General features: G+C 65.7%; 8 protein-coding genes. 2 read left to right on the forward strand and 6 right to left on the reverse strand.

The annotated features are described in order from the left end of the window. From AC4BGB_RS07015 to AC4BGB_RS07035, 5 genes are all read right to left on the reverse strand, one after another. Positions 1–3,042, reverse strand: coding sequence for a hypothetical protein (locus AC4BGB_RS07015; protein WP_490545997.1), 3,042 nt, complete (start codon positions 3,040–3,042; stop codon positions 1–3). A gap of 11 nt (positions 3,043–3,053) precedes the next feature. Continuing rightward, positions 3,054–3,956: a hypothetical protein gene (locus AC4BGB_RS07020; protein WP_490545999.1), complete on the reverse strand. Its 903-nt coding sequence runs from the start codon at positions 3,954–3,956 to the stop codon at positions 3,054–3,056. A 2-nt stretch (positions 3,957–3,958) separates the two neighbouring features. Further along, positions 3,959–6,487, reverse strand: coding sequence for a protein DpdF (gene dpdF, locus AC4BGB_RS07025; RefSeq protein ID WP_490546001.1), 2,529 nt, complete (start codon positions 6,485–6,487; stop codon positions 3,959–3,961). Next, the gene (dpdE, locus tag AC4BGB_RS07030) at positions 6,487–9,564 is read right to left on the reverse strand and encodes a protein DpdE (protein WP_490546003.1); all 3,078 of its coding nucleotides are present in this window, start codon (positions 9,562–9,564) and stop codon (positions 6,487–6,489) included. The genes dpdF and dpdE overlap by 1 nt, the downstream gene beginning before the upstream one ends. Positions 9,565–9,811: 247 nt before the next feature. Beyond that, entirely contained in the window at positions 9,812–11,620 is a 1,809-nt protein-coding gene (locus tag AC4BGB_RS07035) for a hypothetical protein (protein WP_490546005.1), read from the reverse strand. A gap of 373 nt (positions 11,621–11,993) precedes the next feature. On the opposite strand from AC4BGB_RS07035, the gene AC4BGB_RS07040 reads away from it, so the two are divergent. Next, positions 11,994–13,613, forward strand: coding sequence for a DUF726 domain-containing protein (locus tag AC4BGB_RS07040; protein WP_490546007.1), 1,620 nt, complete (start codon positions 11,994–11,996; stop codon positions 13,611–13,613). A 206-nt stretch (positions 13,614–13,819) separates the two neighbouring features. Next, positions 13,820–14,074: a hypothetical protein gene (locus AC4BGB_RS07045; protein ID WP_490546008.1), complete on the forward strand. Its 255-nt coding sequence runs from the start codon at positions 13,820–13,822 to the stop codon at positions 14,072–14,074. A gap of 865 nt (positions 14,075–14,939) precedes the next feature. Here AC4BGB_RS07045 and AC4BGB_RS07050 read toward each other — a convergent pair. Next, complete coding sequence (locus AC4BGB_RS07050) at positions 14,940–15,686, reverse strand: hypothetical protein (RefSeq protein WP_490546010.1); 747 nt, start codon at positions 15,684–15,686, stop codon at positions 14,940–14,942. Positions 15,687–15,741 lie beyond the last annotated feature (55 nt).

Here is a 15,741-nt window from a genome sequence, read left to right on the forward strand (position 1 = left end):
TCAGTCCTTCCTAGCCATGGCCTTGACCAAGCCATCGATCTCGGCGACTTGGCCCTGGACCTCCGCACGGAGTGCCTTCACGTCCCCGACGGCGTCACCGGACCGCTCGCACTCAACCTTGGTCTTACGTAGTGAGTCGATCACCACCCGCAGCGCGTCAGACAGCGACGAGACCGACCGGCCCAGGTTCTGGGCGCGGAGCACCGACGTGGCGTCGGGGTCAACGCTAAGAGGCGGCACTGCCGACGTGGCCATTTCCAAAACGCGGACGGCACGCTGGAATTCGCCCCACCCATTCAGGGGGCGGAATAACCCACGTGAGTTCGCGGCGGAGCCGATTTGCAGCGCCCGGTCCCCGACGATGGCTGGCGGCTGACCTGCGAGGTTCGCGGCGAGGTGAGCGGACGCGTCATTCAGAGCCTGCTGTTCTTCTGCCCGTACTTGGCGGATGGCCTCCAGCAACACCTTCGCGCGCAGGGCTAGATCTGGCTCTGCTTTCTGCCCTTGCAACCGTTCGAGCGATCCCTCGGGATCATCTAGCCACTCAGCCAGTCTTCGGTCGAGTTCGATGCAGTCGACCATCTGAGCTTCACCCCTCGCGCCCTGACGAACAGCGGCGAACTCCGCGACGTACTCCTCCGACTTGAGTTCCAGGGCTTGCCCGGCGGCCGCCTGCACCGGCGCCCAGGTATTGGTCACTTGCCCACGCGGCGCACTCGGCGAATTCAGGACAGCGACAGTCGATGACAACCCGGACCCGGGGTGTCCCGAGGCCAGCAACGCGACCGCCCGCAGTCCCACGGCGTCGGCGGCGATAGCCGGCCCGCCGGTTGCCTCAAGGAATCGCGAACGCACTTCGGTTGCCCAACGGTCTAGAGCGTCCTCAAGATCGAGCATCATGTCCACCGGGGCGAGGCCAGAAGGCCATGGCCACTTGCCGCGCTCGGGGTCGAAGTGCCCGTGATCACGGAACCAACGGGCGGCAGCCAAGAGTTGCACGCTCTCAGCTGTGGGTTTGATCTCAATGCGAACCGAGTCCTGACCCGCACCGGCACCACGCGCGCCTTCGAAGTAGAACGAGGTCTGGTTGAACATCCGCCCGAGCAGGGCCCTTCCCCGGCCACTGAAGACGTGCGTCAGGTGCTGGTCCAATTGCAACCGCGACTGGGTCAGCAGCAGCAGCGTTTGGCGGTAATAGTTGACCTCATTCTCGATCAGAGTATCCCCGTTCCGCCACTGGTACAGCGGTTCTAACGGGTCTGCGACCACGATGGTGGGCGTCGTCGGCGGTTGGGGTCCGGGCGTCGGCTCGACTTCCGGCGTCGGTTGCAAAGGCCCTTGTGCGCCCATCGGCAGCGAAAACGCCTCTACGATCCCGGGCTTCAGAGGTTTCTCGTCGCCCCAGATCAGTCTAGCCCGGTAAACCCTGTCCTTCTCCGCAAGCGGGACGTCTTGAACAACGACATCGCGGAGCCTCGTGGCATGGTCGTCAAACCGGTCTTGGACACGGCCGTGTGGGTACGTGCCGTCGGCAATCCGGGCGTCGGCCTCGGTCAGGTTCGTCGCCACGCACTCGTCGAGAACCAGGCGCGGCGTCCCGTCGTTGCCGAGGTGATCGATTGCGCGCCGCAGCGACGACGCGTTGTAGGGGTACAGCCCAACGGGGCCGAGCCCATCGATCTCCACCTTCCCAAACGAGGTGTGGCAGGTCTCGATGAACGGGCAGGGCAGGCCGTTTTCCAGGCTGGTGCAGGCGTTCTGCATCCACGGCGATGCGTCGCCGGAACCGACTGCCTCGCGCAATGCCCGGGTACGCCCGGCACCGATCCGCACCAGGTTGAGGTAGCGCCCGACGAACTTCTGCGGATCGGACATCGCCGAACCGCCCACCTGGAAGACGTGGGACATCCGCGTCGACACGGTCCTGTCCATGCGCGCGAAGGCACCGTCGGTCACCGCGAAAACCACGCGAAGCGGCGCGATGTCCGCCGACGGCGGGGTCACGAATTGGTCATAGAGTTCACCGTCGACAAGACCGAACTGGGTGAGATCCTCAAAGATCAGAACCAGTTCTCGGCCGTCCTGCTTGAGGATCTGCCGCGACTGGGTGAAAAGCCCATCCAGGGTCTCACCGCCGCCCTTCTCACTCAGGCCGATCGTCCCCGGAACGGCCTTGCGCAGGGCGTCCTCGAGCAGCGAGAGCGCGTCGGTGCTGTCGTGGGCCACCATCTCCCAAAGCTCAAGCAGATCGGGTCGACGCTTGAGAGCGCGGCGAACGCCCAACTCGCGAACAGGCAGATCGTCCTCGGAGAACGCTTCCTCGCTGTCATCGCGACGCGAGGTCTCGTCGTAGTAGGACGCTACTAGCCGGTCTAACCGGCCGCCCTTTCGCAGCAGGGCCTTGCTCACCAGCGGCTCTTCCAGCAGGTCGGCCAGCCCGTCCCGACGCCGGCCCTCTTCGTCAGCAAAGCCGAGCAGGTTGTTGCGGTCCTCACGGGCCTGCGCCTCGTCCGGTGTCTCGCCGTCCTCGGCCGGTAACGTCTGGATCGTCCAGTTGAGAGCGATCTTCATCTCGTTGACGACTTGGTCCTTCAGTTGGCCGGGGCTGGCCTTACCGATGGCGTCGTCGACCCGCTTCAGCAGTTCAGTCCCGTCGACCCCGGGCAGATCGGCGACGATCCTGTGTAGCAGCGACCGCAGCGTCTGGATCGCCCGCGGCACGTAGAGGACCCGATAGCGGTCATCGTCTCTGCTGACATGGGCGTTCACCCAGCGGACGACGTGGCTCTTGCCGCTGCCCGCCCCACCGGTGACCGCGATCAGGGTGTTGCGCTCGGTGTCCCCCAACGGGCCAAGCAGGGCGTTCAGCACCTGCTTCTCACCCGAGGCGTGCTGATCAACCTCAGTCCCTTTGGGATGCGCGAGTTCAACTGGTGTATGCGCGGCCAGGAAAATCGCGTCGGCATCGCCGGCGAGAGCACCGATGTCGGAGAACACCGTCTCGGACACCTTTTCTGCCGACCAGCAGCGGAACTTGGCCATTGTCTCCTGTGTCATGCCGCTGCCCCCGCCACGGTGATAATGCCGACTTGGCGGGTCTTGCCGCCTAGTCCGACGGCGACGATGCCGCGGCCGTCATCGGCTCCGGCCATCGTGATGGCGCCGGCTTTCTCTAGCTTGAGAAGACCCAAGGCCAAGGCCGGGGCAAGGTCCGCCCAACCGGCGCGCGGCTTCGGCAGCGTCCCCAGCACACTGGGCGCGCCCAGGATCGGAAGGCGGGTAATCAACTGGGCTAGCCAGTCTTCGGCGCGATCCGAGGCTGGCAGCACCGGGAACTGGTCCGCGATCGCCGTGGACGCATCCGCCACAACCACCTTGGCCCCGGGGGCGTCGACGTTCCGGGCCAGGCCCAACGCGATAGACCAGCGCAGGAATGACCGCCATTGCTCCGGCGTCTCGACTGCCTTCACCGCCTTGCCGTCGTCGTACTGCAGTTCCGCGATGGTTTTCTCTGCACCTTGACCGAACGCCGTACCCAACGGCGACAGCGCATCCTGCTGCAGGAACCAGGTAATCCCGAGCACCAGATCGGATGGCTTGTTGCCTTTGCCGATCGCGGCGACCGCGTCCCTATTGATCCGACTCAGCAAATCGCCGCGGAACCAAGCCCAACCGTCGACTGCTGCGGTCAACCCGGCGGCGATCGCCGGGTCGACGGACCATCCCACGCCCGCCTGCTCGGACAGCGCGCCGATCCCCTGCCCCACCTTGAGCGAGGTTGCCAACGCATCGGTGTTGCGATCACCGCCGCGGTCGCTGGCCTGCTGCTCTTGCAGGGGGCGCAAACTCGCCCGCAAATTCTCTGCCGACACGGCAATGCCGAGCGTTGTCAGATGGCGGCAAATCACGTAAAGCGCGCCGGCGCTCGCGGTCGCGTTGCCCTTCAAGAAGTCCACGGTCAAGCCTTTCTCAGCAGTTCGAGAGCGGTTACGGCGGGCAGGGCGGGAATGTCCCGCCCGACCTCCTTCCCGCCGATCCGGGCCCCTTGGGGCACCAGCAGGATGTCAACGACCTCATGGCCGCCTCGGTCGTAACGGGGCGCCATCCGTCGAGAAGCCCAACGCGGCGAGACCGGGTCCGCCGGACCGAACCGGGAGAAGGACGACACCGGAGTCAGATCCTTCGGCGCCATGGGGCGGTCGTCGCGGAACAGGGCGGCGCCGAGCGGCGGTCTGGGCAGCGCCCCAAACTCGCCCCCCACGTGCAGCACTCCCCGAGCGATCAGTGCTGCAGACACCGGGTCGCCGAGATCCTCGCCGGGACGTTCGACCAGCACAGCCATACCGTGCTGGCCGCGGACTCCGGCCACGAACGACCGCAAGCCCTCCGAGGCGCCCTCGGCAACTTCCCACGACTGACGTGGACGCGGCGGCGGGTCGGTGTTCGTCGGCACCGCCGTTGCCCGGCACCCCGGGCAGCGCCCGCAGGGGCCCAACGGCTCCATCCACTGCAACCGGTCGGACCAGTCGTTGCGCAACTTCTCATCGGGCGCGTAGGCCTGGATGATCCCCTGGCACGCCCGCAACCGACTGCGCGACACCTCGAGCATCGGGATCAGAGCAGCCCGGGAACGGGCCATCTCCTGGAGTCGCCAAGGTTCCCAGTGCTCAACCCAGAAACGCACAGCGTTCACTTCGGCGCCGATCTGGGTCACCGAGACCCAGTCGGTCGTGGTCTGGATGTTGTCGTCCAGCAGAGCATGGAGCTCTTCGATGTCCACGAGACGGCGTTCTAGTTGCCCCAACTCGACGAGACCCTGGACAAGTTGTGCGTTCCAGAGCCGGTTGTAGTCGCCCTTCCCAACGCCGGTGGAGCTCTCCAGGTCGATGTAGGAGCGCCCGTTCTCGCCGATAGAGCGGTTCTCCCAGAGGTGCTTCCAACGCTTGCGCGCGGTGCCGCCGGTCAGGACCGTCACGGCCAGGCTCTCGGCCTCATTCTTGTCTGCAGGCGCAGTAAGCAGGTACCCAGCGCAAGCCGCACCGTCACGGCCACCCCGGCCGGTCTCCTGGTACCAACGGTCCACAGTCTCTGGGAGGCAGGCGTGCACCACGGAACGGACGCCGGCGTAGTCGATGCCCAGCCCGAAGGCGGAGGTGGCGACTACCAGGTCGACTGCCTCGCCGTCCGCGCTCCCAGCACGGATCTGCGCGAGCACACGGGAACGTTCGGCGCCACTGGTGTCCCCGATAACGGTGGCGATCCGCCGGTAGCCCTCGGTCCGCAGCCGGTCGGACCACTCGATCGCGTTCTTGGGTGACGTCAGATAGAGGATCGCCGGGCGCGGGATGTGCGCGAGCGTCTCCAGCACCCGCTCGGCGCGCTGCCCCTCGGCGTCAGAGCGCGCGATCCAAATATCCGGCTCGCTGCGCACTGCGTTGGCGACGATCGGGGTGCAGGGACCGGGGTCGCCAAAGAGCGTGAGCAGGTCCTTCATCTCGGCCGACCCGAGGGTAGCGGAGAGCAACAGGGTCACGGCCCGGTCGCGGTCGTTCTCCTGGGCGCGGCGCAGCAGATCATTGCGGAAGTCCCCGAGGGTCCGGAACTCTGGACGGAACGACCGGCCCCATTGGGTCACAAGGTGCGCTTCGTCGATCACAAACCCGCGGAACCGGCCCATGGCTGCCGCATCCATCATCGTCTGGCGCAGGCTGCGGGTCATCGACTCCGGAGAGGTGACCACGATCGGTTGCTCGCCCTGCTGGATCCGGTTTCGCATCCCGTCCTTCGCTGCCTCCGTGGTGGTGGAGGTCCAGGCGAAAGCCAGTTTGGTGGGATCGATCTTCGGGTTCATGGCCGCGTACAGGTCCCGGAATCGTCGCTCGAAGTCCGCCGCCAGAGCCAGGGTCGGGACAATGATCACGGTGACGCCGGACTTCTTCCGTGCCGACAGCGACAGGGCGATTTCGGTCTTGCCGGATCCGGTCGGCAGCATGCAGACGATGGTGGCGCCTTCAGGAACCGAGATGGCAGCCCGACAGGCTGCTCGCTGACCGGCGGTTCGATACGTCTTGAAGGGGGTGATCTCGGTGAAAAACGGATCTGCCAGAAGCGGGTCCTCCTGGAACCGGCGGCCCAAGTCAGTGCCGGCCAGGGCGGCCGCGTCACACGGCCTGCCATCAGGGTCCAACCACGCCGGCGACCAGTCGGCAGCCGTCCAGCGGTTAGCGACGGTCTCAATGATGTCGACGCGGTTGGCGACCTGGCGGAGACGGGCGGATACGTCATCGGTGACGGCGATCTGAAACGCCCCGTTGCCGTGCAGCGAGCTTCGGCGGATGAACTGCCGGACCAGGACGCCGAGGTCCAGCGCGGAGGTGGCGGCATGGTTCAAGGCGCCCATCAGGCGACGGCTCAGGTCGTCCTCGAGATGGACCGGGTATGGCCCGCCGACAGCCAGCGCCTCGAGCGCGCGTGCGTCGTCCTCCATCAGAAATCTTCTTCTGGCCACAGCACACAGACGCCACACGACACCATCCGCACCGCGGGCTCGAAGATGCCTGCGACCAGTGCGTCGCCCGCAGCCTTCTCGAACTCGAACTCGATTTTCGCGGCTTCCCGCTCTCGCGGAGTCGGCAACCGCAGCGAGCGGGCGCGGAGAATCGAGTCGCGTTTAGCCGTCTCAGCGCGGGCCGCGGTCAGGGCGCTCTCAACGGCCGTGGTGAGTGTGCTCGACTTGCTGATCACCTGACGTGCCTGGTCTGCGCTCTGCCTGATCAACTCGGCCCAGGCCGGCAGAGCTTCGAGGACCGGCTTCCACGTCGAGCCGCGCAGGACCACCTCATCACGCTTGGCCTCCGAGGTGGCGCCGAGGTGCTTGGCGACGAGGTCCTCCGGTGCCTGGCCGTAGGGGTCTGTCCAGGTAGCAATCTTGGCGGGCGGGAACAGTGCGTCGCCGCGCCGCGCCAGACGCCGCCGGGCCGCGCCGTCCCATTTCAAGTGGCTCTCGTCGAACTCGACGATGAACTCGCTGTGCAGCCACAGGGTCGGCGTACTCAGCCCGGCCACGGGTCGGACCACGGCGTAAGCGCGGCCGCGTTCGTCCACCTCAAGGTAGTCGTCCAGCCAATCCACCAACGGATCGCCGATGCGGAAGGGCGCGACCCCGAAGCGGTCGGCGGCGACCCTGCGGGAGTAGGTCTTCGGCGACAACAGCAGGCGGTGCAGCACCGACACCTCGTCCTCGGGCAGACCGATCTGCTTGGCGCCACTGAAGCGCACCACTCCGTCGCGCGACTCCACTGGTTTCATCCCCAGCGAGCCAATTCCGCTCGTGAGGCGCCTCACCGCGCGACGCAGTGCCTCGTCGTCGCCGTCCTCGTATTCGGTCAACTCGGCGAAGGCCGCGTCTCCGAACACCGTGGCTGCGCTGACCGACTCCATCTCCTCGAGCAGGTCGATGTCCTCGCGCTCGGTGTCGAGGCGCTCTCGCAACTCCTCGACGTCGACCGCTAGGGCGCCGATGCCCTGGGCGATCAGTCCGTGGAGCACATCCTGAAGAACCTGGGAGAGCAGGCGTTGCACCGTGGAGACCGAGACGTCTAGGACGCCAGTGCCTTGGGCGAGCAGTCGGATCTGGGCGGTCACCCACTCGCTGGCCGGCTCGGAGAAAACGACGACCTCGGCGGGTTCGGGACGCACGGCATACCGGTCGAGCCTGCCGATCCGCTGGTCGAGGCGACTGGGGTCCAGGGGCAGGTCAAGGTTCACCAGGACCTCGGCCTCCTGAAGGTTGCGGCCCTCTTCCATGGAGTGATCGGCCACCAACACCGCACCGGAACCGCTGTGCAGAAAATCGGCAACTGCGTCGTCACGGAGGAGCGGCGTCATGTCCGCGAAGTGTTCAAACACGACGAACTCGCCGATCTCCTCCCGAGCGCGCTCGTGGAAGGTCCTCGCGAGTACCCGAAAGTTCGAGCACACGACGACCTTCGCACCACCGCTAACCCGGTCCTGGACCAGGCTAAGCGCGGCCTCGACGCGGGCATCCAGGCCCGCGAACTCCAGGCGTCCCGCGGTTGACTCGCAGATGCTGCGCGCACCGGCGGGTGGGGCCTTGGGGTCCGTCGGGGACAGACTGAGCCGTCCTCTAAGCCACCGGTGCAAGGCGAGCGGGCCGGCGAGAGCGTGCAGCACCGCTTGGGAGTAGATCAGGTCGTCGCGCCCGGGCTCGAGTTCGAACCGGAACAGCTCCAGGAACGTGTCGACATCGGCGCGGCCTGGGTCGTCGATCTGGATGTAGGTCGGGCGTCGCCCAGCGACGGCGTAGCCGTCGGTGAGCTCCCCGTCACGCCGGTGCCGGATCATTCGCCGGCTAAGGCGGTAGGTCTCCCGAACGTACTCGGCGAGGTCGAACCACTCCGGCCCGAGCGGGTTCTCCGACGCGGCGCATGCGGCGGCTAGGTCGGTGATGTTCTGGTCGCCCGCGTACATCGACTGCACCGAGTCGACGACCGCCGTTTTCTGCCGGACGCTGGCGCGCTTCGAGCTCAGCACCTGGAGATCACGGGCGCTTCGCTCGCGCTCGTGCAAGCGCTGACGGAACGACTCCTCGGTGGTGCCAGCGAACGCCACTGGGTCGACCAGCGCCAACAAGCGCCGGAACAGATCGAGATCACCGCGCATCGGCGTGGCCGAGAGTGCCAGCATCGCGGGAACTTGCAATAGGGCCTGGTGGGCCGCGGAGCCCTCGACGACGCGGCTGAGGAGATTGTGGGCCTCATCAACAACCACCATGGCGACGTGATCGAGGTTCCAGTTCGGGCCGACGTCCTCATGCGCCATCACGACCAGGCGGCGGTCCGCGAGCGCCGTCCCAAGAGCCAGCCGGTCCTCGAACTCACTGCGCCACTGGCCGACCAGGCTGCTTGGAACCAGGACTAGAACCTCGGCATCGGGGTCATCGATCATGACCTGGCGGATAACCAGGCCCGCCTCTATCGTCTTGCCGAGCCCGACCTCGTCCGCGAGCAGGTAGCGAAGCACTGGGTCCGCCAGCACACGGGCCACCGTTTCGACCTGGTGGTGGTAGAGCCGGATCGGGGCGGAGATGATGCCAGACAGGCCGCGGGACACCTGCCGCTGCCGAACCAGCACGGCAAGCAGGTCTGAGCGGGCGTCGTGGAACGTAGGCGCTTCACACAGGCCGTGCTGTAACGCCGCAGCCGGTTCCTCGAGCGGCTTCGACCACCGCAGGTAGAACTGGTCCTGGTACAGCAGCATCTGCCGCGGTACCCCCACGAGGGCGACGTGGTACCTCCCGATGGTGGCAGGGAGTTTGATCTCCCCAGCGTGCCAACCGTAGGGCGACCCCTTCACCCAGACCCTGGTCCCATTCGGGATCAGCTGATCGACTAGGTCGCCAGGGTCAACCAGGACCTCGTGCTCGGCGACCTTCGGGATGTCGACGAAGGAAAGGACGTACTGGTCGCCGCGCTTCGCCGCGCAGTAGCCGAAGCCGAGATCGGGGTGCGACCGAGAGCGCAGCCAGCGACCGACGAAGTGCAATGCGGGTTGATGTTCTGGGCGAATCAAGCCGCGCTCACCACGCCCGAGAAAGGATCCTGCGGCAGTGCCTCGCGAACATCTGCGCAGTCTTCAAGGCACGCGGTTAACGCGAAGATGGCGGTGCAGTTTTTCATGACTCGTCCGTTTCGTGAACTCTTTGCGTTGACCCTAGCCAGGAGGTCCGTCATATGCGCACGAATCCAGGAACGCCGGACGCAAACTTCTACTGCGGACATCGCGTACGCGACTAGAAGAGGTCGTCCGACCCCGGGTGAAACTCGCCGTTGGCTGCCCGGTCACGCAGCCAGTCGAGCAACCCGAGCGTCATGGCCTCCTCTGCGAGGCCTTCACCGCCGGCGAGTGGGTCTAGGCGGCTTGCGCGGCCTGCCTCCACCTCTCGACAGTGCGCGCGGACCGACTGCCACTCGGGCGCCGATTCGAACGCAAACTTCAACTCCTCGATCAGTGCGCGCTCCAGTCGTCTGACCTCGGAGACCGCCAATCCGTGCTCTGCAGCGATTTCCGTCCACGTCGTTTGCGCTGGATAGATCAGGCGTTGGTCGATCAGGCTCCGGGTTATTGGGGGTCGTGACCCAATAAACGCTCGCACGATGCGCTTCGCCGCTTCCAGATCGACCGTGGAGGTCGGGACGGGGAGTCGCGGCATCGCGGGGTTCGACTTCACAGAAGGACGTTGCCCGACATCCTCGTGTACAGATTGCTCGCAACTCGGACGGCAGAGCCAGGCGATGAACTTTCGTGCGACGTCGGCGTCAGACCGCCCGATTCCGATCGGGGCACCTGAAGAGTCACTAGGGCCGGTACCACCGCGGTGGGCCTCGCACGCCCAGTGCACCGGCAACCATTCCTCGCTCTCGGCAACGTGCCGGCGGATCCGGGCCTCAAGTTCCTGGGCGTGGCGCCGAACCGCACCCACACTGATCGTGAACTGATCCGCGATGCTTTCTATGGCGCGGGGCGCATCGCCAAGCCAGTAGTCCATCGCCACGGCGTGCTCCAGCTCCGGCAACCTGGTCAGGTAGTCCACGATGACCGCAGCAGAACTTCGCACCGGCATCTCGAAAATCGGCGTCTCGGCAAGCATCGCGAACGCATGCTCGACTTGCGGTGGCTTTGGGTCGCCGGCGGCGGCAATCAGGCTTCCCCAGGTCGCCCGGCCTCGGGTTGACGCCGTCCAGGCGGCCACCAGGTGAATCGCGTTCTGACGGCTCTCGTACGCCTCGGCACCCAGGTGAGCGAGGAAGTCTAGAATCTGCCCTCGGCGCACCGGGCCCACACCCCGCCAACTCACGATCGTGTCGGTGTTGATCCGCAAGAGGTCGCCGATGGTCGGGACTCGGGGGCCCTTACGGATCAGCCGCAAGGCTTCCCTGCGCCCGACGTTCGTCGTGAACTCGTCGAGCCACGGTGAGCGCAAGTCGACGTCGGCGAGGAACCAGAGGTACGGGAAGACGTCGCCGAGCAGGCCGCTCATCGGGTCCGAGGGCGGGGCGTCCTTCTTACGCGACTGCGGACCGGGGATTTCGAAGACGCGTTGACGCCCCATCCGCACGCCAGCGTTGTCTCCGTGACCGGTCCGATCCGGCGACCGGCACTCGTCGCGGCGAACCCTTGCGTCCACGCGCCGGAGATAGTCGAGCACCTTGGCGACGTTACTGCCGGGCCATCGAGCGACGTCCCCCACCGAGCGACTGAGCAACCGTGAGATCGGTTGATCACCAGCGTGTGCACGGATCAACGCAAGCGTGTGCCGATCCTCGGGTGCGCTAACCGACTCATCGAAGATCGGGAGCCGCATATCGCTTGCGCCCATGCCCGTGAGACTCGGGAACAGCTCAGTGAGAATCGCCGAGTGGTCAGGCGAAGCCTCGCTTTGCGATTTGGTCCGAGCCTCACTAGGGCTTCCCAGACCTTCAATCGACTTGCTTAACACCCGGAGGATCCGCGTGACCTCCACGGTGTTGCTCCGCGCGCCCACCCGGACCTGCGCCAGCGACAGCGCAGTGACGTCCCCGAGTCGAGAGACGCCGTCCATCTCAGCTAATCGGGCCCACAACTTCCGCTCCGGCGTCGACTTCAGCAACTCAAACAAGCGTGGCGAGTCGACCGGCAGATCTCGGTACAACTCAAGGCGCGGGAATAGGTCGCCCGCCGTGGATCCTCTGGTCACCTCGGTACTAAACCAAGTCCACTCGCGGGCCGGGCATCAAATCACCCAACTACCAATGACTGATTCGTCACGTGGGCAAGTCGTCCAGTCGAGCCAGTGGAGGCACTCGTCCATCTGGCCATTCTGCTCCCCACGGGCTGCGTTTGTGGACGGACTGGCGGGCGGTTAATGACCGCGCTTGAACCGGGCGCACAGAAAGCGCCAGACAGGAGGCCAGCGCTACGGCATCCTGTGGATCGTGTCGAAGACCACTATTGGCTTCATTCCGGTGGGCCGCCGGGGTATGCGCGTGACCTTGCAAACCGAGAAGGGCTGGCAACTGGCGGCGTGGGGAGACTTGGACCAAGGCATCCCGGAGTTCGCGGGCGCAAAGAACCTCCAGCGCAATCTCGTTGTAGCGGTCAATCTATGGGCCTACGCGTGCTCCGAGAAGGAGGGGCGGATCACGCGTGATCCGGAACTGCGGGAGGAGTTCAAGAAGAGGGCGCGGACGCATGCAGATCTAGTCAGAAACGTGGCCGACCTCGTCGACAAGGGTGGTCTAGAGATTCGGGTGGGATGGTGCTCTGCTTGCTTCGAGCACTCAGAGCATCGGAAGGCCGACGCTGGCCTCTCCGTGCCGGCCTATCTCTGTGAAGCTTGTGGTGCAGCCACCTTTCCGTGCGTCGCTCCGATGTGCAGGAACATGGCCACGCGAGGGTTTGGGGCAATCAGGCTCCCGCGTTACTGTGCTGAGCACCGGCACGACCTGCCTAGCTTTGAGCGGGGATCAGCGAGGATCGGCGACCTCGCCGACTATGAAGAAGTACTGAGGTTCGAGAAGCGGAACCTGGCGAAGACGACGAAGGTTGCTGGAACGGCCCTTGTCGCGGCCGGCGCGATGACGGGCGTCGGCCTGATGGCCGCGCCCCTCCTGGGAGGCTTCGTCGGAACCACAATTGGTGGCTATACCGGGGCTGCCGCGACCAGTTACGGGCTGGCTCTCTTAGGTGGGGGCTCTGTCGCAGCTGGCGGGTTCGGAATGGCGGGCGGAACCGCAGTCGTCGCCGCGGTGGGAGCAAGTCTCGGTGGGGTTGTCGGTGCTGGACTTACCAACGCCTACGTGTCCGAGGACAAGTCGTTCAGGATCGAGAAACTGAAGGACGGTCCCGGCGTTGCCGTCGTCATCTGCTCCGGGTTTCTCACGGAGGGCAAGCAGGGGTGGGGTGATTGGGAGCGCGTCATCGCAGAGCGATACCCCGATTCGTCCGTCTACCGGGTTCACTGGGGTGCCGAGGAGTTGAGAGATCTCACCGCTGTGATCACCGGAAACTTCGGCAAGGCCGCCGCGGCCATGGGCATGAAAAGGATGGCCCTGAAAGCCGGCAAGCAGGCGGCAAAGAAGGCCGGCCCTATCGGCGGGGCACTGATCCTCGTTGACCTCGTGAAGAATCCGTGGTGGAGGGCCCGGGAGCGCGCTAACAAGACCGGTGCCGTCGTCTCGGACCTCCTTGCGCGTACTGCGATGGATGAGGTGATCCTCGCTGGGCACAGCCTCGGAGCCCGAGCCATGATCTGTGCCGCGGAGGCCTTGGGCACGAAGAAAGCGCCGAAGGTCCGGGAAATCCACCTTCTAGGCGCGGCAGTGGGAGGCAACGGCGATTGGAGTCGACTGAGCGGAGCGACGCAGCAGTTTGCTTACAACTACCACTCCCGCGACGACAAAGTCCTCAAGTTCTTCTACTCGCTCGTTCAGGGAGGCGCGAAGGCCGCAGGTAGTGCCGGGATGACAACCAAATTCAAGAACATCAGGAACGTTGATGTAACGAGACAAGTCTCCGACCATTCCGCATACTGCAAGGCGATCTCGCTGAAGTAGCGCACGGTCCGGCCGTCGATACACGATCGTAGTGCCGTTCAAACTAACCCACCGCGTGGACCATCCGCGGCCCTCTTCCTTACCTTCCCCGGACAGGGGTGAGTGCAGACGACGCCACCTCATCCCCCCGCCGCCCGGCGGGGAGACCCAGCCCGCCTAAAGCAGCAGCCAAGACCCAGCGCGGGCGAAACTTCATCGGAGTCCTCGTGCCAGACCTCACCCTCCCTCGCGAACTGTCCGGCTACCGCCCACAGGATGTCGGCCTGGTCACCCATGCAGCCATCGCGATCATCGCTCCCGTACTGCGTGACCTGAACACCGTGACGCTGCCCGAGCATGTGCTCGACGTGTGCGGTGCCCTGGTCAACGGCGACAACATCAGGCGTCGTCGCGTCCTAATGCTCACCGCAGTCGGTCACGTCGCGAACTACCTGCGGCGATTCGCCCCCGCTCCCCCGTGAACTACTGAACGGTGAGCGCTTCGGCGGCGACTCGTCGCGACGCGACTCGAAGTCCCTTCGCGCGCCAGACACCGTTGAGGAGGAACTAGGTCCGCGTCAGAGGATGTACGCCACGATGGGCGACCTAAGTAGCCCCCTAGAACGGAGCGTCCTCCAACTAGAGATCACGAACGTGTGGATATCTTTACTTAGGCGGCGACCAAGGACTCCTCGTCGCGGAGGTTGCCAATGGGTCGGGCATCCAAGAAATCGCCGAGGCGACCGGCGACTCACCGGCAACGGGTTTTCGACGTATCGAGATCGAAACCCGAGCCGCCCTACACGGCACGCAAATGGTAGGGCGCATCGAGTACAGGTCCGGCGCAGGCGCGTCGCCAACCAATCCGATCCCTGCAGTCATTCGCTCAACTGAAGAATGCCTTCACAACTTCAACCGGCATCAAGGCCGACGGCCCAATTCGTCCTACCACTTGACGAGTCTGAACTTGCAGCGATCGTTACGGACGCGCTCAACAGACGGGCGAGAGACGCGGTGACCAGCCCGCCGGCAAGGTGAGCTGCCGCGGCCGGGGATCGGGCACATCTCGAGGCTTACCTGGAACACACCTGCGCCGACACCGTCGAATGGGTCCCAGCCCGCCCGATCCTCGACGGCGAGGAACCGCCCGCTGCCAAGCTGCGGGCCACCGGCGTCTGCGGGTCGCGCCGCGCTGTCGGAGGGCCAACCGCTCCCCCGGCGGTGCGATCTGCGGGCGACGTTCTCTGGCAGGCGCAGACCAGCGCTTTCTAGCTCGGCGGACGTGCCGCCGGCATGCCGAGACGTTCCACGGCTTCGGCGTGACTGCGGGGCCGCGGGGGCAACCGGTCAGGTGCGGGGCGGGTAGGGAGGCAAACCCGCCTGCTCTCGTTCGAGGTGCGCCTGGATGTGGACGGCGTTCCGCTGGGGGTCAAATTGGTCGAACCCTCGGTGCAGCCGATGGGAGATCTGCAGGACACGGATGTCGAGGCCGACCAAGACGACGGCTTCAACCTCTTGGCCGGTGCGGACACGGGTGCCGCGCAGCTTCACCCGGCCCGGGCCGGCGTCCTCGGGGGAGGCGCTCAACTGCACGGGCCCGTCGACACCGGGGAGCAGAACCACGTCTGTGCTCCGCAGCTCGGTGCTCGACAGGGCTGCGTCCTCGGGCGGTTCGGCGGACATGCCCAGGATGGTCGCGTTCGTCGGCGCCCACTCCGTCGGAGCCTGGGCGTGAACACCTTTCACCCGGGAGTGAGCCAGCTGCCCCCACTCGGTCTGATCGTTGCCGAGGACTGCGACACACCGGACGCAGGCGCCGTAGACGTAGCCGATGCCGTACGTCGTCGCCTGCGCAATCAGGTGGGGGAAGGTGCCCATGAGCGCGGCGGTGCCGAGGGAAAGGGAGTCAACCCTCTCCGGTCCGATGAGGCCGTCGATGTCGGTGTACGGCACCGACTGCTGCATGCAGCCGGCGCACAGCATGCGCCACTCCAGATCGCGGACTGAGAGCCCGGTGCGCATGTCCTGGGGCTTCGCGCGGTGGCGGCTGGTGCGCCGGTGCTGGTCCCGGATCGGCTCCGAAGGCAAGGTCACACCTCCGAGTATCTACGCCGCCCGGCACCTGTGCGATCCGAATGGCCTAAGTCGT

The sequence above is a fragment of the Nocardioides sp. Z30_9 genome (assembly GCF_058215735.1).

Excerpts from the sequence above, each read along its gene's own strand:
- AC4BGB_RS07015 (WP_490545997.1), bottom strand. The coding sequence starts at position 3,042 with ATGGCCAAGTTCCGCTGCTGGTCGGCAGAAAAGGTGTCCGAGACGGTG.
- dpdF (WP_490546001.1), bottom strand. The coding sequence starts at position 6,487 with ATGGAGGACGACGCACGCGCGCTCGAGGCGCTGGCTGTCGGCGGGCCA.
- AC4BGB_RS07035 (WP_490546005.1), bottom strand. The coding sequence starts at position 11,620 with ATGGACGGCGTCTCTCGACTCGGGGACGTCACTGCGCTGTCGCTGGCG.